General features: G+C 60.5%; 20 protein-coding genes and 1 pseudogene. 11 read left to right on the plus strand and 10 right to left on the minus strand.

Going from position 1 to position 20,639, the window contains the following annotated elements:
- From CAF65_RS20475 to CAF65_RS20485, 3 genes are all read right to left on the minus strand, one after another.
- On the minus strand, positions 1 to 153 hold a 153-nt coding region (locus tag CAF65_RS20475; protein WP_143492140.1), incomplete at its 3' end, for a glycosyltransferase.
- Positions 154 to 202: 49 nt separating this feature from the next.
- Entirely contained in the window at positions 203 to 1,180 is a 978-nt protein-coding gene (locus CAF65_RS20480; protein WP_085717918.1) for an NAD-dependent epimerase, read from the minus strand.
- A gap of 201 nt (positions 1,181 to 1,381) precedes the next feature.
- Positions 1,382 to 2,002, minus strand: coding sequence for a cell wall hydrolase (locus tag CAF65_RS20485; protein WP_085717919.1), 621 nt, complete (start codon positions 2,000 to 2,002; stop codon positions 1,382 to 1,384).
- Positions 2,003 to 2,144: 142 nt separating this feature from the next.
- On the opposite strand from CAF65_RS20485, the gene CAF65_RS20490 reads away from it, so the two are divergent.
- Positions 2,145 to 2,996 (plus strand): CAP domain-containing protein, encoded by an 852-nt coding sequence (locus CAF65_RS20490; protein ID WP_085717920.1) that lies wholly within the window; start codon positions 2,145 to 2,147, stop codon positions 2,994 to 2,996.
- Positions 2,997 to 3,516: 520 nt separating this feature from the next.
- On the opposite strand, the gene CAF65_RS20495 is transcribed toward CAF65_RS20490, so the two are convergent.
- The 4 genes from CAF65_RS20495 to CAF65_RS20510 form a co-directional block, all read right to left on the minus strand.
- The gene (locus CAF65_RS20495) at positions 3,517 to 3,672 is read right to left on the minus strand and encodes a DUF2474 domain-containing protein (protein WP_085717921.1); all 156 of its coding nucleotides are present in this window, start codon (positions 3,670 to 3,672) and stop codon (positions 3,517 to 3,519) included.
- Positions 3,659 to 4,675, minus strand: a complete 1,017-nt coding sequence (gene cydB / locus CAF65_RS20500) for a cytochrome d ubiquinol oxidase subunit II (protein WP_085717922.1) — start codon at positions 4,673 to 4,675, stop codon at positions 3,659 to 3,661. The genes CAF65_RS20495 and cydB overlap by 14 nt, the downstream gene beginning before the upstream one ends.
- 17 nt (positions 4,676 to 4,692) lie before the next feature.
- A complete protein-coding gene (locus tag CAF65_RS20505) occupies positions 4,693 to 6,114 on the minus strand; it encodes a cytochrome ubiquinol oxidase subunit I (protein WP_085718106.1) in 1,422 nt (473 codons plus the stop codon).
- 127 nt (positions 6,115 to 6,241) lie between these two features.
- Positions 6,242 to 8,566: an FdhF/YdeP family oxidoreductase gene (locus tag CAF65_RS20510; RefSeq protein ID WP_085717923.1), complete on the minus strand. Its 2,325-nt coding sequence runs from the start codon at positions 8,564 to 8,566 to the stop codon at positions 6,242 to 6,244.
- 378 nt (positions 8,567 to 8,944) lie between these two features.
- On the opposite strand from CAF65_RS20510, the gene moaA reads away from it, so the two are divergent.
- Both moaA and CAF65_RS20520 read left to right on the plus strand, forming a co-directional pair.
- Entirely contained in the window at positions 8,945 to 9,943 is a 999-nt protein-coding gene (gene moaA / locus CAF65_RS20515; protein ID WP_085717924.1) for a GTP 3',8-cyclase MoaA, read from the plus strand.
- A gap of 5 nt (positions 9,944 to 9,948) precedes the next feature.
- On the plus strand, positions 9,949 to 10,848 hold the full coding sequence (locus CAF65_RS20520; RefSeq protein WP_085717925.1) for a bestrophin family protein: 900 nt from the start codon (positions 9,949 to 9,951) through the stop codon (positions 10,846 to 10,848).
- A gap of 73 nt (positions 10,849 to 10,921) precedes the next feature.
- Here CAF65_RS20520 and CAF65_RS20525 read toward each other — a convergent pair whose 3' ends face one another.
- Complete coding sequence (locus CAF65_RS20525) at positions 10,922 to 11,530, minus strand: tRNA-(ms[2]io[6]A)-hydroxylase (protein ID WP_007976299.1); 609 nt, start codon at positions 11,528 to 11,530, stop codon at positions 10,922 to 10,924.
- 162 nt (positions 11,531 to 11,692) lie between these two features.
- On the opposite strand from CAF65_RS20525, the gene CAF65_RS20530 reads away from it, so the two are divergent.
- A complete protein-coding gene (locus CAF65_RS20530) occupies positions 11,693 to 12,556 on the plus strand; it encodes a universal stress protein (protein ID WP_085717926.1) in 864 nt (287 codons plus the stop codon).
- Positions 12,557 to 12,784: 228 nt separating this feature from the next.
- On the opposite strand, the gene glp is transcribed toward CAF65_RS20530, so the two are convergent.
- Together glp and moaB are read right to left on the minus strand one after the other, a co-directional pair.
- A complete protein-coding gene (glp, locus tag CAF65_RS20535; protein ID WP_085717927.1) occupies positions 12,785 to 13,990 on the minus strand; it encodes a gephyrin-like molybdotransferase Glp in 1,206 nt (401 codons plus the stop codon).
- On the minus strand, positions 13,987 to 14,526 hold the full coding sequence (moaB, locus tag CAF65_RS20540) for a molybdenum cofactor biosynthesis protein B (RefSeq protein WP_085717928.1): 540 nt from the start codon (positions 14,524 to 14,526) through the stop codon (positions 13,987 to 13,989). Before moaB ends, glp begins: the two co-directional genes overlap by 4 nt.
- Before the next feature lie 283 nt (positions 14,527 to 14,809).
- Here moaB and CAF65_RS20545 point away from each other — a divergent pair, with 283 nt between their 5' ends.
- The 7 genes and pseudogenes from CAF65_RS20545 to CAF65_RS20575 all read left to right on the plus strand — a co-directional run bounded on the left by CAF65_RS20545 (position 14,810) and on the right by CAF65_RS20575 (position 20,576).
- On the plus strand, positions 14,810 to 15,700 hold the full coding sequence (locus CAF65_RS20545; protein ID WP_085717929.1) for a LysR family transcriptional regulator: 891 nt from the start codon (positions 14,810 to 14,812) through the stop codon (positions 15,698 to 15,700).
- A gap of 147 nt (positions 15,701 to 15,847) precedes the next feature.
- Positions 15,848 to 16,675, plus strand: coding sequence for a formate dehydrogenase accessory sulfurtransferase FdhD (gene fdhD / locus CAF65_RS20550; RefSeq protein WP_085717930.1), 828 nt, complete (start codon positions 15,848 to 15,850; stop codon positions 16,673 to 16,675).
- Between the two features lie 43 nt (positions 16,676 to 16,718).
- A complete protein-coding gene (gene moaC, locus CAF65_RS20555; protein WP_085717931.1) occupies positions 16,719 to 17,225 on the plus strand; it encodes a cyclic pyranopterin monophosphate synthase MoaC in 507 nt (168 codons plus the stop codon).
- Positions 17,222 to 17,473, plus strand: coding sequence for a molybdopterin converting factor subunit 1 (gene moaD, locus CAF65_RS20560; RefSeq protein WP_085717932.1), 252 nt, complete (start codon positions 17,222 to 17,224; stop codon positions 17,471 to 17,473). Before moaC ends, moaD begins: the two co-directional genes overlap by 4 nt.
- A gap of 3 nt (positions 17,474 to 17,476) precedes the next feature.
- Positions 17,477 to 17,965, plus strand: coding sequence for a molybdopterin synthase catalytic subunit MoaE (gene moaE / locus CAF65_RS20565; RefSeq protein WP_085717933.1), 489 nt, complete (start codon positions 17,477 to 17,479; stop codon positions 17,963 to 17,965).
- A 44-nt stretch (positions 17,966 to 18,009) separates the two neighbouring features.
- Positions 18,010 to 18,808, plus strand: a pseudogene (locus tag CAF65_RS20570) (chromate transporter).
- 472 nt (positions 18,809 to 19,280) lie between these two features.
- Positions 19,281 to 20,576 (plus strand): FAD-binding oxidoreductase, encoded by a 1,296-nt coding sequence (locus CAF65_RS20575; protein ID WP_085717934.1) that lies wholly within the window; start codon positions 19,281 to 19,283, stop codon positions 20,574 to 20,576.
- The last annotated feature ends 63 nt before the right edge of the window (positions 20,577 to 20,639 follow it).

Here is a 20,639-nt window from a genome sequence, read left to right on the forward strand (position 1 = left end):
CTGCAGCGTCGCATCGGTGCTGCCATCGTCGACGACGATGATTTCGTAGGATTCATCGGCCAGCGCCACGCGGATTTCCTCAAGCAACGGCTTGAGGTTGTTCGCTTCGTTTTTGGCGGGAATCAGTACGGATACAAAAATGTCTTGGCTCATGGGGTCTCTCTCGCCTTTTTTGATTTTTTCGAGATCAGAGGCGAACGCTTCAAATCTGATAGAACTGCCGATACCACTTCACAAACTCGCCGACGCCGGTTTCGAGCGTCACCTGCGGGCTGAAGCCCACCCACTCGGCCAGTGCCGAGACATCGGCCCAGGTCTTGACCACATCACCGGCCTGCATCGGCAGGTAGTTGCGCCGGGCCTGCAGGCCCAGGGCGGACTCCAGGCAGTCGACGAAGTCCAGCAACGCCACCGGCATGCCACGCCCGATGTTGAAGAGCCGGTTGACCCCGGTGGCGGAGCCTTGCGGCACCGGCGGCTTCGGGCGCAGTCGGGCGATACCTTCGACAATGTCGTCGACGTAGGTAAAGTCCCGCGACATCTGCCCCTGGTTGTAAATGTCGATGGGCAGGTCTTTGAGGATGGCGTCGGTAAACTTGAACAGCGCCATGTCCGGGCGGCCCCATGGACCATAGACGGTAAAAAATCGCAGGCCACTGGCTTTCAGGCCGTACAGATGGCAGTAACTTTCGGCCAGCAGTTCATTGGCGCGCTTGCTGGCGGCGTACAGCGAAACGGGATGTTCGACAGGATCCTCGACACTGAACGGCATCTTGCTGTTGGTGCCGTACACCGAACTGCTCGAGGCGTAGATCAGATGCTCGGGGCGATGGTGGCGACAGGCTTCCAGCACGTTGAGGAAACCCACCAGGTTCGATTGCCCATAAACATCCGGGTTGTCCAGCGAGTAGCGCACGCCAGCCTGAGCGGCCAGGTGCACCACCTCGGTAAATCGGTGTTCCTGGAACAGGCTCATCAGGGCCGGTTTATCGACGATGTCCATTTTCCGGAAGCGAAAACCCGGCAAAGTCTGCAGCACTTCGAGGCGCGCATGCTTGAGTTCCACGTCGTAGTAGTCGTTGAGGTTGTCGATACCGACAACGTCCTGACCTTCGCGGCACAAGCGCTGGACCGTATGAAAACCGATGAAACCGGCCGCACCGGTGACCAGCACGGTCATTGGGCGCACGCCTGCGACTGCGCCGCGATCGGCGCGAGATTACTGATCCAGACACTTGTCAGCTTCATGTGTAGTTCCTGCTCCTGGCGTCATTCCACGCATGGTTACGTTATGAAGCTTATAAAACAGAAACATTTCAGTTTCGATAAGGCCGTGCATGACTTCAGCAAAAAAAAAGATATTTGGCCGAAATAGCCGCTACTACTTGGCCGATCCGTCATGAGGCTTGTAAAACCGAAACAAACCGATATCCACGGTCCTGATGTACTCCTTGGCCCAATCCGGCTTGACGGTACGGTCATGGAAATACAGGGCACCCTGCGTGCGATCCGGCAGTTCCTTGTTCAGGGCCTTGCGCGCGATTTCCTTGGCCATGGCGTAAGGCACCTCTTCCTGCACCGAATCGGATTTGCCGTCACACCACCAGGAGAATTGGCAACTCCTGGTCTCGGAACCCTGCTTGACCACTTTGCACACCGTGTCCGGAAAACCCTCGTGGCCCAGGCGATTCATGACCACGTTGGCCACCGCCTCCATGTCGGCGGGGTCCTCGCCCTTGGCTTCCCAGTAAATCGAGCGGGCCAGGCACGTGATCGCATCGTCCAGGGGCGCGGCCCCCTTCGGGTCAACGGCCTGGACTTCGGACGGGGTTATGGCTTCAGCCTTGGGTACCGGTGCGGGGTTGCTGTTCTCGGCGGCTTTTTGCTCAAGCACCTCGGCCTTGTTCTCGGCTGCTTGTTGTTTTTGTGCTTGATCCCCGGCGGCTACCGGGCCAGCAAGCAACGTGAGGACGAGGCAGGTGGCCCCCCAGTCGAGACGCATGATCGGTGTCACTCGGAGAGTGGTTCGACTCAGTGTAGTACTGAAATGATTTCACCCGCCCCACTACACTCTGGATAAATCCGTTGCCCTGGATGGGCCAACTTCGCGCATCATGGGCGCAAACTGCTCAAGGGGGACTTTCATGGGTGTCATCTCATCCGCAATGCGTTTTGCCGGTTTGTCACTGGGTCTGGTATTCGCCGCCAGCGCCTCGGCGGCGGACGAATCGCAATTGATCGAATCGATCAACGTCTACCGCAGCCAACTGCAGCGCTGTGCCGGCCAGGTTTCCTCGGAGCTGCCGCCGCTGTCGGCCGACCCGCGCCTGGTGCTGACCGCCCCGAGCATCGGCAATCTGCAACAGGCCATGGCCACGGCGGGTTATCCCATGAAAAATGTGCAGGTCATCAGCCTGTCCGGGCCTCGCGATGCGGCGTCGGCGATGAAGGCGATTCAGGAGAGTTTTTGCCAGATCGTCCTCGACCCGCAATTCGTGGATGTCGGCGTCAACCGCCAGGACCGTGAATGGCGCATCGTGGTCGCGCGGCCGTTGTTGAGCGCACGCCTGGGCGACGCGCAGGCCGAAGGCCAGAAGCTGCTGACCGAAGTCAACGCTGCACGCACCCGGCCACGCCAGTGCGGTACGCAATCCTTTGCCGCCGCGCCAGCGCTGGCCTGGAACGCCACACTGGCCACCGCCGCCGAAAGCAACTCGCGCTCCATGGCCAACCATAACTACTTCGATCACAAGGACCGCGACGGCCGCACACCGGGTGACCGCGCGGAACTGGCCGGCTACGACTTCCAGCAGATCGGCGAAAACATCGCCGCCGGGCAAGACACGCCACACAAGGTGGTCGAAGGCTGGCTGGCCAGCCCCGGCCATTGCGCCAACCTGATGAACCCGCAGTTCCGCGAACTGGGCGCGGCGTATGCGACCGACCCGAAGAGCGATGCCGGGATTTACTGGACGGCGATGTTTGGGGCGCAGTAAAGACAAGACTCTGAATGGGTCGCGGGCGTGCCATCCAACGGGGCACCTGTAGGAGCGAGCCTGCTCGCGAAAAACGTCTGAACAACACGATCATTCAGGCAGCCCGCGTTATCGTTGACGTCCATCGTCGGAACGTCGCCCGGAGCAAGCTCGCTCCTACAGGGAAACGCGTTCAATTACGATCAGGCCGGCCTGTAGGCCGCCTCGCTTTGGCTTTTGATCTGCTTGCCCCCTCGAGAGGCCGAGCGCAGGTTCTGCGCAGTGGGCAACCCGGCATGGATGCCGGGTTAGCCGCGTACGGCCATGGATGGCCGATCGCGGCGGGCCCACGGAGCAGGACCGGAGCGAGGGGATGCCGAGCCTTGGCGAGGCACCGAACGTCAGGGGCAAGAGCCCTTTGGTTACTTTGGGGCTTTTCCAAAGTGACCCGCCGTAAGGGCGGAACCGTCAGCGGCCATTACCGCAGGAATGGATATTCACCCACGCCTCAAACTGAACTGGCCCCCTCAATGACTTGCCATCAATGACTACTCATCCCCGCCGCATGCATCAACATCCGCATTCCCCCCGCCACCCCCCCCAACCCGGCCACACTGCCCAACCAGATCACCACCAGCCACCCTAGGCGCTGGTACCAGCGTGCGGGAGCCGTTCGATTCGAATCAATGATAGCCATCGCCAATCCTCACTTTGCCGCGGAAAACGTAATAGCTCCAGACCGTGTACATCAGGATGATCGGCAGAATGAACAGCGCCCCGATCAGGATGAACAACTGGCTGGTCGCCGGTGACGCCGCCGCCCACAGGCTGATGGAAGGCGGCACGATGTTCGGCCAGATGCTGAACGCCAGGCCGATGTAGCCCAGAAACACCAGCATCAGGGTGAAGGCGAACGGCCAATGGGTGTGGCGCTGGCGCAGGGTCCTGAGCAGGCCGAACATCGCCAGCAACGCCAGCACCGCAAGACCACCGAACACCGCCAGGTGCGCATGGGCAAACCAGCGCGTGGCGATTTCCGGATGGAGAATCGGCGTCCACACACAGATCACGCCAATCACCGCCAACAGCAGCCACGCCAGGGGCCGGGTGAACAGGCGCATCCGCGATTCGAGCATGCCTTCGGTCTTGACCAGCAACCAGGTGCTGCCCAACAGCGCGTAGGCGATGATCAGGCCGACACCGCAGAACAACGGAAACGGTGCCAGCCAGTCCAGCGAACCACCGGCGAACTGCCGATCGACCACCGGAATACCGGCAATGTAGGTACCGATCACCACGCCCTGGGAGAATGTCGCCAGCAGCGAACCGCCGATGAACGCCATGTCCCAGATATGTCGCTTTTCAGGACTGGCCTTGAAGCGAAACTCGAACGCCACGCCGCGGAAGATCAAGCCGCACAACATCAGGATCAACGGCAGGTACAACGCCTCCAGAATCACCGAATAGGCCAGCGGGAACGCGCCGTACAGCGCCGCGCCGCCCAGCACCAGCCAGGTCTCGTTGCCGTCCCAGACCGGTGCCACGGTGTTCATCATCACATCGCGCTCCTTCGCATCCGGGATCAGCGGGAACAGAATGCCCAGCCCCAGATCGAAGCCGTCCATGATCACGTACATCATCACGCCGAAGGCGATGATCACACCCCAGATCAGCGATAAATCGATACCTTGAATACCCATGATTCAACTCCCTTCCTTCAATTGACGCGGGCGTCGGTTTCGAGGATTTCGGCGTCGGCAGACAGCGGCCGGCGCGGTGTGATCACCTGGTCGGAATGCCCGCCTGCGGAATGCCCGTGATGCGGCTGCGGCCCTTTGCCGACCAGTTTCATCATGTAGCCGATGCCCACCGTGAACACCGAGAAATAGATCACCACGAACAGCGCCAGCGAAATGCTCAACTGCGCGACACTGTGATTCGACGCGGCATCGGCGGTGCGCAGCAGGCCATACACCACCCAAGGCTGACGCCCGACTTCGGTGGTGATCCACCCGGCCAGCATGGCGATCAGGCCGCTTGGGCCCATCCACAGCATCAGGCGCAGGAACCCGCGGTTGCGGTAGATGGCACCGCTGCGGCGCAGGGCCAGGCCGAGCACGCCGGCCAGCACCATCAGCATGCCCAGCCCGGCCATGACGCGGAAACTCCAGAAGATCACCGTCGCATTGGGACGATCCTCTTTCGGAAAGCTCTTGAGCGCCGGGATCTGCTTGTCGAGGCTGTGGGTCAGGATCAGGCTGCCCAGGTAGGGAATCTCGATGGCGTATCTGGTCTTCTCGGCCTGCATGTCGGGGATGCCGAACAGCACCAGTGGCGTCGCTTCGCTACCGTTGTTTTCCCAGTGCCCTTCAATCGCGGCGATTTTCGCCGGTTGATGCTCCAGAGTGTTCAAACCGTGGGCATCACCGACCACTGCCTGAATCGGGCAGACGATCAACGCCATCCACAATGCCATCGACAGCATCTTGCGCACTTGCCGGGTGTCATTGCCGCGCAGCAGATGCCACGCCGCCGACGAGCCGACAAAGAACGCCGTGGCCACGAACGCGGCAATCGCCATGTGCGCCAGGCGGTACGGGAACGACGGGTTGAACACGATGGCCAGCCAGTCCAGCGGCATCACGCGACCGTCGACGATCTCGAAACCCTGGGGCGTTTGCATCCAACTGTTGGATGCGAGAATCCAGAAGGTCGAGATCAAAGTGCCGATGGCGACCATGACCGTCGAGAAGAAGTGCAAGCCACGCCCTACCCGGTTCCAGCCGAACAGCATGACCCCAAGGAAACCGGCCTCGAGGAAGAACGCCGTGAGCACTTCATAGGTCAGTAACGGCCCGGTGATGCTGCCGGCAAAGTCGGAGAAGCGGCTCCAGTTGGTGCCGAACTCGTAGGCCATGACCAGCCCCGAGACCACGCCCATGCCGAAGTTGACGGCGAAGATCTTCGACCAGAAATGGTAGAGATCACGATAGGTGTCGTTGTGGGTCTTCAGCCAAAGGCCTTCGAGCACCGCCAGGAAACTGGCCAGCCCGATGGTGATGGCGGGAAAGATGATGTGGAACGAAACCGTGAACGCGAATTGAATCCGCGCCAGGTCCAGTGCCTCCAGGTTAAACATGTCGATATCCTCATCGCGGCTGAAAAACGGCGGCACACGGCCGGGCCACCGTCAGGCCGGAGGGCCTGCAGCCAACACAAGTCAAAAGGTTTGCTGTGAGCGGATGCGGCACCGGGCCGCCCCGCTGCTATGCGGCGGTAGTCGAAATCAGGCTGCTGGCTTTCGCCTGCTCCAGCCGGATGGCAACGAACTTGGAAGTCGGGGTGAAGGTACGGTCACCGTAACTTTCCAATGGCACCAGCGGATTGGTCTCCGGGTAGTACGCCGCCGCCTGACCGGCCGGAATGTCGTAGGCGATCAGGGTGAAACCGCTGACCCGACGCTCGCGGTCGTCGTCCCACAGCGCCACCAGGTCAACCTTCTGCCCCGGTTCGAAACCCAGCCGGCGAATGTCCTGCTCGTTGGCGAACACCACGTCGCGCATACCGTACACCCCGCGATAACGGTCATCCAGGCCGTACAGCGTGGTGTTGTACTGATCGTGGGAACGCATGGTCTGCAAAATCAGGTGCGGCTTGACCGCCAGGTTGCGCACGCCCTCGCTGATCAGGTGCTGCGGCAACACGCTCGGGGTGAATCGGGCTTTGCCGCTGGCGGTTTTCCAGATGCGTCGGGCCGCGTCGTTGGGCATGTGGAAACCGCCCGGATGCAGCAAGCGCCGATTGAAATCTTCGAAGCCGGGAATGGTGTCGGCAATCATGTTGCGGATGCGGCCATAGTCGCCGATGGCCCAGTTCCAGTCGATCGGGTGCTTGCCCAGTGTGGCGGCGGCGATGCCGGCGATTATCGCCGGTTCCGACATCAGGTGTTTCGACTTGGGTTTCAGTTGACCGTGAGAGATGTGGATCATGCTGAAGGTGTCCTCCACGGTTACGCCCTGCGGGCCTTCTGCCTGCATGTCGATGTCGGTGCGGCCCAGGCACGGCAGGATCAGCGCTTCACGGCCGGTGACCAAATGGCTGCGGTTGAGCTTGGTGGCGATGTGCACGGTGAGGTCGCATTTGCGCAACGCAGCGTGGGTGCGCGGCGTGTCGGGGGTGGCCTGGGCGAAGTTGCCACCCAGGGCGATAAACACTTTCGAACGCCCCTGCTCCATCGCGCCGATTGCCATCACGGTGTTGTGGCCGTGCTCACGCGGCGGCTTGAAGGAGAAGCGTTTTTCCAGAGCATTGAGCAAGTCGGTGGGCGCCAGCTCATTGATGCCCATGGTGCGGTCGCCCTGCACGTTACTGTGACCGCGAACCGGCGACAGGCCCGCACCCGGACGGCCGACGTTGCCGCGCAGCAACATCAGGTTGATGACTTCCTGCAGCGTCGGCACCGAGTGCGTGTGCTGGGTCAGGCCCATCGCCCAGCACATGATCACACGCTTGGCCCGGGCGTACATGCGTGCGGCGAGCTCGATGTCGGCGAGGGTCATGCCCGACTGCTGTTCGATGTGCTCCCAGCTGGTCGCGTCGACTTCGGCCAGGTAGGCATCCATGCCCGAGGTGTGTTCAGCGATGAACTCATGGTCGAACACCGGTTCGCCGCCAGTGGCCTGAGCTTCGCGCTCCCACTGCAACAGGAACTTGACCATGCCGCGCATGACCGCCATGTCACCGCCAAGTGCCGGGCGGAAGTACGCGGTGTTGGTGGGCTCAGAGCCATTCATCAGCATTTCGATCGGGTGCTGTGGATGCTGGAAGCGCTCCAGCCCACGCTCCTTGAGCGGATTGATGCAGATCACCTGGGCACCGCGCTTGACCGCTTCGCGCAACGGTTCAAGCATCCGCGGGTGGTTGGTGCCGGGGTTCTGGCCAATGACGAAGATCGCATCGGCATGCTCAAGATCGTCGAACACCACGGTGCCTTTGCCCACGCCGAGGCTTTCGATCATGCTCACCGCGCTGGCTTCGTGGCACATGTTGGAGCAGTCCGGAAAGTTGTTGGTACCGTAAGCCCGGACGAACAACTGATAGAGAAACGCCGCCTCGTTGCTGGCCCGGCCCGAGGTATAGAACTCAGCCTGGTGGGGCGATTCCAGCGCGTTGAGGTGCCGGGCGATCAGCGCGAACGCTTCGTCCCAGGTGGTTTCCACGTAACGATCGGTGGCAACGTCATAGCGCATCGGGTGAGTCAGGCGTCCCTGATACTCCAGCCAGTAATCGCTCTGTTCGGCCAGCGCCGAGACGCTGTATTTGTTGAAGAAGGCCGGGTCAACCAGACGGCCCGTGGCTTCCCAGTTAACGGCCTTGGCGCCGTTTTCGCAGAATTTGACCATGCCGTTTTCAGGCGACTCGCCCCAGGCACAACCGGGGCAGTCGAACCCGCCGTTCTGGTTGGTCTTGAGCATGGCGCGAATATTCTTCAGCGCGTTTTCACTGCCCAGCCAGTTCCTGGTAACAGCGATCAGCGCGCCCCAACCGGCGGCGGCACCTTTATAGGGTTTGTAGCGGTCGACTTGAGACATGGTACTTCTCCGTGACAATGGACACAGGCTTCGACCCGATTCAGGTCATTGATCGTTTGACGGAGAAAGCATATGAACAGGGATTAATTACTGTCTAATCGCTATTTATGACCATATGATCGAGGATATTTATTATCGATTTTTATTGTTATTTTTCAATTATTTATAAAATTTAAACACTCATTTACGCAGCAACTTAATCCATCATAGATGCAGTCGATCAACCGGTTACTAATAGTGATTGGACGGCCTCTCAAGTTGCTTTTAGCCTGCGCTCAACAAATCCGTTATCAGCGCAATATCTGTAGGAGCTCGCTCCTGCAAAGACCAGATCCGCTTAACGGGACATTCATTCAATGCGTGCCAAGCGAGGGTGTCATGTCAGAACGAGTCTTGATCGATGGGTTCTCCCGGCGCGTGGACTATCTGCGGATGTCGGTCACCGACCGCTGCGATTTCCGTTGCGTGTATTGCATGGCCGAGGACATGCAGTTTCTGCCACGCCAACGGGTGCTGACCCTGGAAGAGATTTATCAACTGGCCGAAAGCTTCGTGACGCTGGGCACCCGCAAGATCCGCCTGACCGGAGGCGAGCCGCTGATCCGCCCAGGCGTGGTGCAGCTGTGCCAGAAGATCGCCGCCCTGCCCGGCCTGCGTGAGCTGTGCATGACCACTAACGGCTCGCAGTTGGCCAGACTGGCCGAGCCGTTGTTCGAGGCCGGGGTCAAGCGCCTCAACATCAGCCTCGACTGCCTGGACCCGCAACGTTTTCGCGAACTGACCCGCACCGGTGATCTGGCGCAGGTCATCAAGGGCATCGACGCGGCCAACCAGGCCGGATTCCGTAACACCAAGCTCAATTGTGTGGTAATGAAAGGCCGCAACGACCACGAGATCAACGATCTGGTGAGCTTCGCCATCGACCGCAACCTCGACATCTCCTTCATCGAGGAAATGCCGTTGGGCACCATCGACGAGCACAGCCGCGCGGAATCGTTTTTCGCAAGCAGCCAGGTCCGCGAGCGCATCGCCGAACGCTACACTTTGATTGATTCCGCCGAGTCGACCCAGGGGCCGTCGCGCTACTGGCGCCTGGCCGAGGCACCACAGATTCGCCTGGGGTTCATCTCACCCCACAGCCACAACTTTTGCGGCACCTGCAATCGGGTGCGGCTGACCGTGGAAGGACGTCTGCTGCTGTGCCTGGGCAATGAGCACTCGGTGGATCTCAAGGCTGTGCTGCGCAGCCACCCCGGACAGCCAGAGCGCCTGGAAAAAGCCATTATCGAGGCGATGAAACTCAAGCCTTATCGACACAACTTCGAAGTGAACGACGATGTACAGGTCATTCGCTTCATGAACATGACGGGCGGCTGAACCCCATGATCGTGAGACCCAAACCCAACCTGATCGGCGTCCTGACGTCCCTCAAGGGTTCGATCGCCAAGCGCATTGCCTGGCGCAGCCTGATGGTGACGCTGCTCGCCTCGGCCATCGTGCTCATTGAAACCCTGCATCCCAGTTACTTTTCCAAGGTCAGTGCTACCCCCTTCACGCTGCTGGGGTTGTCGTTGTCGATCTTCATGAGCTTTCGCAACAACGCCTGCTATGACCGCTGGTATGAAGCGCGCAAGGCGTGGGGCGAGGTGATCGTGGAAGTGCGCTCGATGATTCGTGAAACCCTGGTCATCAAGGACACGAATGAACGACACACCCTCCTCAGCAACCTGTGCGGCTTTGCCCATGCCCTCAATGCGCGGCTTCGCCGGGAAAACGAACTGGCCGCCAGTGGCGACTGGCTGCACCCGATGCCCACGGGCGACACCACGGACATCAGCGGGCAGATACTGATGCAGGTTGGCCAGCAGTGTTCGACACTCAACGAGTCCGGGGCGATCAACGACTGGCGCTACACGCTCATGGCCAACCACCTGGCCAGCCTGACCCACGCCCAGGCGGTCTGTGAACGGATCAAGAACACCCCGCTACCGTTCCCCTACACCCTGTTGCTGCACCGCACCATCTACCTGTTCTGCATCCTCCTGCCGTTTGCCATGGCCGAACCCCTGGGCTGGCTGACCCCGATTTTCACCGCGATTGTCAGCTACACCTTTTTCGGCCTGGACGCGATTGCCGATGAACTGGAAGACCCCTTCGGCCGCGACGAAAATGACCTGCCCACCGACGCCATCGTGCGCAACATCGAGCGTGATGTACTGGCAGCGCTGGGCGTGACGGAACTGCCGCCACAATTGGAGCCGGTGGATTTTGTGTTGAACTGACGCTCCGGATACACGCAAAACCTGTAGGAGCGAGCGGGTTCGCGAAGGCGTCAGCAAAAACAATACCGAATAATCAGGCCGCAGCAGGCACGCCGCTGTGAAAGCGAAACTCCACGTCCGGCGACTCGATCAGTTCCTGCTCGGCAGCCCGCACCTTGTCGATCACCTGGGCAATATCCCTGGCGTCGCCGTACTGGTATGCCAGTTTCAGGTAACCCTGGAAATGCCGGGCCTCGCTCTTGAGCAGACCGAAATAGAACTTGCCGAGTTCTTCGTCCAGATGCGGTACCAGCGCTTCGAAACGCTCGCAACTGCGGGCCTCGATGAATGCCCCCACCACCAATGTGTCCACCAGTTTCACCGGCTCGTGGCTGCGTACCACCTTGCGCAGCCCCGACGCATAGCGCCCGGCGGACAGCTGGCGCAGCGCGATCTTGCGGCGTTTCATCAGGCGCATGACCTGTTCGTGGTGCACCAGCTCTTCCCGGGCCAGGCGCGACATCATGTTGATCAGGTCGACGTGGGAGTGATACTTGGCGATCAGGCTCAACGCGGTGCTCGCGGCCTTGAATTCGCAGTTCTTGTGGTCGATCAGCAGGGTTTCCTGATCGGCCAGCGCGGCTTGAACCCAGCCGTCGGGGGTGCGGCAGCCAAGGAACTCGTGAATTTCGGGAAGGATCATGGGGCTCACGGAAAAATAGGTTCAAAACGAAGGGCGCCGATTATACCGGCCTGCCCGCAGACCACCAGTCGCCAACCGTTGATATGCATCAAGTCCCCGAATCGCAGGCAGCAACTATAGTTGTGCAACGCCGTGCTTTTTTATTTTCAGGAGATCCCGATCATGCAAGCCGTACGCAGCATTCTGGTGGTCATCGACCCCGAACACTCCGAAAGCCTGGCGCTCAAACGGGCCAAATTGATTGCAGGCGTGACCCAGGCGCATCTGCATCTGCTGGTGTGCGACCCCAAGCATGATCACAATGGCATGTTGGGGGTGCTCAAGGCCGCTTTACTGGAGGACGGTTACAGCATCACCACTGAACAGGCCTGGAATCAGAGCCTGCATCAAACCATCGTCGATGTGCAGCAGGCGGAGGGCTGCGGTCTGGTGGTCAAGCAGCATTTCCCCGACAGCGCCTTGAAAAAGGCCTTGCTGACACCCGAGGACTGGAAATTGCTGCGCCAATGCCCATCCCCGGTACTGCTGGTAAAAACCGCCGGCTCATGGAAAGACAAAGTGATCCTGGCCGCTGTCGACGTCGGCAACACCGACCCCGAACACCGCCACCTGCACGACACCATCATTGATCATGGCTATGACATAGCAACCCTGGCCAAGGCCCACTTGCACGTGATCAGCGCCCATCCGTCACCGATGCTGTCGTCGGCCGACCCGACGCTTCAACTCAGCGAAACCATCGAGGCGCGTTACCGCGAGCAATGCAAGTCGTTCCAGATTGAATTCGACATCGACGATGAGCACCTGCACATCGAGGAGGGCCCGGCGGATGTGCTGATTCCGTTCATGGTGCATAAGCTGCAGGCGGCGGTGACGGTGATCGGTACCGTGGCCCGCAGCGGTTTGTCCGGAACCTTGATCGGCAATACGGCAGAAGTGGTGCTGGATGCGGTCGAGAGCGATGTGCTGGTGCTCAAGCCGCAGGAAATCGAGGATCATCTGGAGGAGATTGCCGGCAAGCATTGAGATCTGTGGCGTTTGGTAGATCGCCATCGCGGGCGAGTCCGCACAGTGATTGTGGCCGGCCGCAAGATTGGCATTCACTGAAGATCAAACTGTGGGAGCGAGCCTGCTCGCGAAGGCGGAGTGTCAGGCAATATCGCTGTTGGATGGCCGGCCTCTTCGCGAGCAGGCTCGCTCCCACAGGTATTTTGGCCGGTCGCAGGATTGGCATTCACAGGTTGTCCGGTGTATTCAGAACAGCTCGCGAAAGGGAATAAACCGCGCCGTGTCGCCCTCTGCCAAGGTGCAACCTTCCGGCACTTCCACCAACCCATCGGCCCAGGTTGCACTCAGCAACACGCCTGAGCTCTGGTTCGGATACAGCACCGCTTGACCGGCTTCGAGTTTTGCCCTGAGGTACTCGCGCCGACTCCCGGGTTTGGGCCAGGCAAAGCCGAGCCTGACCGGAAAGCTCAAGGGCTCCAGGTCTTCGACACCCTGAATCCGCAACAGGTAAACCCGGGCCAACAGGCCGAAAGTGACCAACGCCGATGTCGGATTACCCGGCAGGCCAATCACCGGCACGCGGCCGAAGCGGCCCACGGTCAATGGCTTTCCGGGTTTGATCGAGAGTTTCCACAGCAACGGCGTGCCGCACTCGCGCAGCACCTGACCGAGGCAGTCGGCGTCACCGGCGGACACGCCGCCAGTGCTGAGCATCAGGTCAGCGGCCTGTTGCAGCTGTTCGAGCTTGAGCCGCGTCTGGCGTGGCTCATCGGGGAGAATGCCGGCATCGATGACCTCGCAACCCAACGCACTCAACCAATGATTCAACAATGTTCGGTTGCTGTTGTAAATGCTGCCAGGCTTGAGTGGCGTGCCCGGATCGACCAGTTCATCGCCGGTGGACAGCAACGCCACCCGTGGTCGCCGCACGACCTGCACATGGGTGCAGCCCTGCGCCGCAGCGACCGCCAGTTCGAACGGACCAAGGCGCTTGCCGGCCCGCAGCAACACATCGCCGACGCGGTTTTCCTGGCCTTGTGGGCGAATGTTGCTGCCGGCGCTCAGTGGCTGCGTGAAGCGGATGCGTCCGTCATCCAGTACCTCGGTGTTTTCCTGCATCTCCACGCAGTTGGCACCCGGCGGAACAGGCGCGCCGGTAAAGATGCGCACGCAGGTTCCCAAAGCCAGGGCTTCGGGGGCATGCCCGGCAAACACCTGCTGCGACACGCTCAGTGGTTCCCCGTCCCAGCCGTCGACATTCAGGGCATACCCGTCCATGGCGCTGTTCGGCCACGGCGGCAGATCGAGGGTCGCCACCAGGTCATTGGCCAGCACCCGCTGCCTGGCGGCACTTAGCGGCACCGCTTCGCTGTCTTCGATCCTGTGTGCCTCGGCCATTGTCAGTAGCCGGTCGATGGCTTGCTCTACCGACATCAGCGCTGCAGCGCTCATCCCCGGGTCCCGCAGGTTTGCACAGGCTTGAGGTGCGGCACGAAATTGCACGGCCGGTGGCGAGCGTCGAGTTGCTCGGCGAGTATGCCTTCCCACGCGGTGCGGCAGGCGCCCGTGGATCCCGGCAGGCAGCAGACCAGCGTGCCATTGGCCAGCCCGGCCAGTGCCCGGCTCTGCACTGTGGAAGTACCAATGTCGAGGATCGAAATCGCCCGGAACAGCTCACCGAATCCATCGATCTGCTTGTCCAGCAAACAGGCCACCGCCTCGGGCGTACTGTCGCGGCCGGTGAACCCGGTACCGCCAGTGATCAACACCACCTGAATGCCGTCGTCGGCAATCCAGTTCGCCACCTGCGCGCGGATCTTGTACAGGTCATCCTTGAGCAGGTTGCGCTCACTGAGGGTGTGGCCGGCTTCAAGCAAACGACTGACGAGTAACTGGCCGGAAGTGTCATTGGCATATTCACGGGTATCGCTGACCGTCAGCACGGCAATATTCAAAGGGATAAACAACGCATCCGGTTTGACACTCATGGGATTCTCCGACAGATATTAATTAAATAACTTCCGGAGACTAAAGCGCCCCAGCAAACGCTGTCTAATCACTCTAACCAACCAGACTATCGAGCCGCTCTATCAATATAAACACAGGAAAAGACCATCGACGATAGAGCCCATCGATAACCCCTTAAATATCAGTGATTGGACGCACGCCAAAGACAGTGAGATCGTCCGCACCTCACGTTTGCGCCGCGCCTTGTGTCTTGCGTTCCTGAGTCAATACTTACCCTTCACTCCCCCGTCAGCAGGTGCCGTCATGGACATCAAACAACTCAAGTTCCTGATCGCCCTGGAACAGACCCGCCATTTCGGCCAGGCCGCCGCGCGATGCCACATCACCCAGCCCACCCTGTCCATGCGCCTGCGCAACCTCGAGGATGAACTGGACCTGGTGCTGGTCACCCGGGGTCAGCGCTTCGAGGGCTTTACCCAGGCCGGCGAGCGGGTACTGGCGTGGGCCAGAACCCTGCTGGCCGCCCACGACGGGCTCTTCGCCGAGGCCGCCGCGTGCCGGGGCCAGCTCGTTGGCAATTTGCGCCTGGGCCTGGTGCCGCTGAGCAGCTTCAACCCCGTCACCTACATTCAGGGCCTGTCCCGCAGCTTTCCCGAGCTCAAGTACAGCCTGTCCTCCCTGAGTTCCGACCAGATCATCGAGGGCCTGGGCAACAATCAGCTTGACCTGGGCGTGTGCTACCTCGATCACGTCAACCCGAGCTATTTCGAGTTTTTCGAGATTGGCGCAACCCGCGTCGGCCTGCTGTATGACACACGCCACTTCCATTTCGAGGGTGCGCAAATGAGCTGGGAGGATGCCGCCGAACTGCCGCTGGGGATGCTCAGCAACGGCATGCACTATCGCAAATCCATCGACCTGAGTTTTCGCAGCCGTGGACTGGACCCGCAACCAATCCTGGAAAGCGATTCGACTTACCAGTTGCTGCAGGCGATTCACGAAGGTTTCTGCTGCGCGATCATGCCGCTGGACAGCGGCCTGGAAGAACCCATCGAACACTTGTCGTTCATCGAATTGCCGGATGCCAGTGTGCTCGCCCCCCTGGGCCTGGTCATGCGCAAGACCGAACCGCGCTCGGCAATTGCCGAGAAGTGTTTCGCCGAAGCACGAACTTTATTCAACCGGACTTCCTGATCAAGTTTCGGTTTTTATACAAGACCATAAAGGATATGTTTTGCCAACCTGATAGACATCACCAATCGGCGCATCGGAACAAGCGATTGGACGCGTTGAAAAGTTACCCGTAGCCTGAATTTAATTCAGCGCTTCGAGGTTCTTTTCATGTTATGCCAAGTTGAACAAGCCGATATTCGAAGCGACACCAACGCCCCCGCACCCAAGCCGCTGAGTGTAAACTTTCGCGAATACGACAACACCGCGTCAGTCTGTCAGGCGGCCCTGGCTTCAGAGATTGCTCTGGCAATCACCTACAACGGTTTGAGTCAGGCCGTGATGATGGTGTCGCCGGGCAATCTCGAAGATTTCATCCGTGGCTTCAGCGTCAGCAACGACATAGTCGAAGACCAGAGCGAAATCTACGACCTGCGCCTCACCCGATTCGACCAGGCCGTTCAAGCAGACGTGCAGATCTCCAGCCGCGCGTTCTGGGCACTGAAGAACCATCGTCGGCAAATGGCGGGCACCAGTGGCTGCGGACTGTGCGGTGTGGAAGCGCTGGAGCAGGCCTTGCCGAAACTGCAGATCCTCGATCCGGTTCCCCTGCCGCCCGCCGAGCATTTCATCGACATTCGCGATCGCATCGAACAGGCACAACAGATGGCCCGCAGCAGCGGCGCGTTGCACGCGGCGCTGTACTTCGACCCCCAAGGCAACGCGCTGATCTGCCGCGAAGACATTGGCCGCCACAACGCGCTGGATAAATTGATCGGTGCCCTGCAACACGCCGGCATCGACAGCCGCAGCGGCTTCACCGTGGTCACCAGCCGTTGCAGCCTGGAGCTGATTCACAAAGCCGTCAGGGCCAGGCTGGGCACATTGGTCAGCCTGTCGGCGCCCACCGCCCTGACCGTGCAATGGGCAATCAAACATCGCCTCAACCTGATTCACGTACCCCACCGAAACGCACCACGCATTTACAGCCCGGCATGATGCCTTCACCTGATCACCGCGCTGGCAAGCGCAGGAACCTCACATGACAGACCTTTCAGATGCATCGCCCAATGGCCTGACCCACCTCGACCGGCAGGGTCGCGCCAACATGGTCGATGTCAGCGAAAAAACCTCGACGCAGCGTGAAGCCCAGGCTCAGGCCTGGGTGCGGATGCGCCCGGAAACCTTGAAGTTGATTCAAAGCGACGGCCACCCCAAGGGCGATGTGTTTGCCGTCGCGCGAATCGCCGGAATCATGGCGGCGAAGAAAACCCATGAGCTGATTCCGCTGTGCCACACCCTGCTGCTCAGTTCGATCCACGTCGAACTCAAGGCCTGCACACCGGACAGTGTGAAAATTGTCGGCACGTGCCGCGTAGAGGGCCAGACCGGGGTCGAGCTGGAAGCCCTGACCGCCGTCAGCGTGGCGGCGCTGACCCTCTACGACATGTGCAAAGCGGTGGACCGCGCCATGGTCATCGACGACATCCGCCTGCTGAGCAAACAAGGTGGCCGCTCCGGTCATTTCAAGTTCGAGGACGTACAATGATCCTGATCAACTACTTCGCCCGTTACCGCGAGCAGCTCAACCTGGGCGGTGAAAAACTGCCCCTGACCGACAGCCTCAAGACCATCGAAGACGTGCGCCAATTGCTGATGACTCGCGGAGAGGTGTGGAGCAACGTGCTGGGTGAAACCAACCTGATGTGTGCCCTGAACCAGGAGCTGTGCCATCCGGACCAGGTGATCGAGGACTATGACGAGATCGCCTTTTTTCCACCGGTCACCGGGGGTTGAGACATGTCGGTTAGGGTCCAGTGTGAAGCGTTCGACGTCGGCCGGTTGATCGACAGCCTGCAGGCGAACGATCCGGGTGTGGGTGCCGTGGTCAACTTCGTCGGCTACGTGCGCGACATCAATCAGGGTGAGACGGTCGCCGGGTTGTATCTGGAACACTACCCTGGCATGACGGAACGGTCGCTGCAGAACATCATCGACAACGCCAAGGCCCGTTGGCCGCTGCGGGCCGTGGAGATCGTGCATCGGATCGGCCCGTTGTCGATCAGCGAGCCGATCGTGTTTGTCGGCGTCAGCAGCGCCCATCGTCAAGCCGCTTTCGAAGCCTGTGCGTTCATCATGGACTACCTGAAAACCGACGCGCCGTTCTGGAAACGCGAAGACGTGGCATGCGGCGCACGCTGGGTCGATGCCCGTGACAGCGACCGATCAGCCGTCGCGCGCTGGGCAGATGCGCAGCATCAGGCGGTTATCCAACGCGCTCCGGCGTAGCTACAGTCATTGGCTCAAAGCGCCTGCGCACAAGGATTTTCCACTTGAGCCCCACGCCCTCCCCGATCACGGAACAGGATGCGCCACTACCCCCGATCCATCAGCCTGCGCGAAGCCTTTCTGTTCTGGCTCAAGCTCGGCTTCATCAGCTTTGGCGGGCCGGCCGGGCAGATTTGAATCATGCATCAGGAACTGGTCGAACGCCGGCGCTGGATCTCCGAGCGGCGCTTTCTGCATGCCCTCAACTACTGCATGTTGCTGCCCGGGCCGGAGGCTCGGCAGCTGGCGACCTATATCGGCTGGCTGATGCGCCGGACCTGGGGCGGCGTGATCGCTGGCGTGCTGATTGTGTTGCCGTCGTAGTTCATCCTGGTTGCACTGTCCTGGGTGTACATCGCCTTTGGTGAAGTGCCCGTGGTCATGCTCACCACACTGTTCGGCTGGGAAGGCACCTTGACTCAGATGGCCTGGTTCTTCACCAAGGCTGCGCTGCTGACCTTCGCCGGTGCCATTGCCGCCACGCTGGTGACCTGGTTCACCTTCCTGCCTTCGTTCCTGTTCATTCTCGCCGGCGGGCCGCAGGTGGAGTCGACACACAACGAACTGATCTTCACCGCGCCGCTGACGGCCATTACAGCTGCCGTGGTGGGCGTGATTCTCAATCTGGCGTGTTTCTTTGGCTATCACGTGCTTTGGCCCAAAGGCTTCGAAGGACGATTGGACTGGCCTTCGCTGCTGATCGCCCTGGTGGCGGGCATTGCGTTGCTGCGGTTCAAGCGCGGGGTGATCGAAGTGTTGACAGGCTGCGGGTTGATCGGCCTTGGTGTGCACCTGACGTCCTGAATCAGACATTTACACGCGGCACAATCCTCCCTAGTATCCAGCCATCCCCGGATGGCTTGTACTACTCGCCACCGACGATTTCCGCCGCCGGAAACCTGCGCCATGCGTACTTCGCCGTCAGAACAGCACCTGCTGAACATTTCGATCCAGGCCACCTCGCTGCTGGCCGTGGACGGCATTGCATGAAGCGCATCGTCAACCTGCCCATGGCCCTGCGCCGTTCCAAACTGCGTCATTCCGCACGTCCGCCGGATAGCGCCCTGCTCGCCTGATCGGCGAGCCCCTCCTTTCGCTATCCCTGCGTTTGCTCAGCGTATGCAATCTTTGTGGGAGCGAGCCTGCTCGCGAACGCGGTGTGACATTCGACATCAACAGTGAATGACATACCGCCTTCGCGAGCAGGCTCGCTCCCACAGGCTGCGCACGCTGACTGACCGGCATTGGCCTTTCCCCATTTTGCCTGGACACCGACATGACTCAACGTTGCAATTCCTACTACACCGCCACCCTGAACCAGGACACCGATTACCCGACACTGCAAGGCCGGCACCGGGTTGACGTGGTGATCATCGGCGGCGGTTTCACCGGCGTGGCCTCCGCCGTCGAACTGGCGGAAAAAGGCCTGAAGGTCGCCATCGTCGAAAGCCACAAGATTGGCTGGGGCGCCACCGGACGCAATGGCGGCCAGGTCACCGGCAGCCTCTCGGGCGATGAAGCCATGCGCAAACAAATGCGCCGCACCCTTGGCGACGAGGTCGACGACTTCATCTGGAACCTGCGCTGGCGCGGGCACCAGATCATCCGGCAGCGCGTGGAAAAGTACGGTATCGCCTGCGACCTCAAGCACGGCCACCTGCACGCGGCGTACAAGCCCGCGCACATGGATGGCTTACGCAGGGATTACGCTGAGGCCATGCGCCGCGGCATGGGCGATGAGGTCAGCCTGCTCGACCGCAGCCAGGTCCGCGATCTGCTGCAAAGCGACCTCTACCACGGCGCGATCAAGAACACCCGCAACATGCACCTGCACCCGCTCAACCTGTGCATCGGCGAGGCCCGCGCGGCAGAAAGCCTGGGCGCATTGATCTTCGAAAACAGCGAAGTGCTGGAGATCATACATGGCGACGGCCTTCACCTGAGCCCGGGCGTACGGACCGCCCACGGGCACATCGAGGCCAATCAGGTGCTGCTGGCCGGCGACGTCTATCACAAACTGGAACCGGGCAAGCTCAAGGGCAAGATTTTCCCGGCCATGGGCGGCATCGTCACTACCGCGCCGCTGGGCGATCTGGCCAGACAGATCAACCCCGAAGACTTGGCGGTCTATGACTGCCGTTTCGTGCTCGACTACTACCGCCTCACCGCTGACGGTCGCCTGTTGTTCGGTGGCGGCGCCAACTACAGCGGCAAGGATTCACGCGACATTGCCGCCGAGATGCGCCCTTGCATCGAGCAGACCTTCCCGGCGCTCAAAGGCGTGGCCATCGATTACCAGTGGAGCTGCGCGATGGGTATCGTGATCAACCGCATCCCGCAACTGGGCAAGCTGTCGGACAACGTCTGGTATTGCCAAGGCTACTCTGGTCACGGCATCGCCACCACCCACATCATGGGTGAAATCATGGGCCGGGCGATCACCGGGCAGCTGGAGCAGTTCGACACCTTCGCCGCCTGCCAGCACATCCGCGTGCCCATGGGCGACCTGCTCGGCAACCCGATGCTCGCTGCTGGCATGTGGTACTACCAGATGCTTGAGCGCCTGCGCTGAGGTTGTTGGCCGGCACATTCAGCATGGATGTTGTTTGTGCCCGCGAAGAGGCCGGTACAGTCA

The organism is Pseudomonas sp. B28(2017), from assembly GCF_002113025.1.
Lineage (GTDB): Bacteria > Pseudomonadota > Gammaproteobacteria > Pseudomonadales > Pseudomonadaceae > Aquipseudomonas.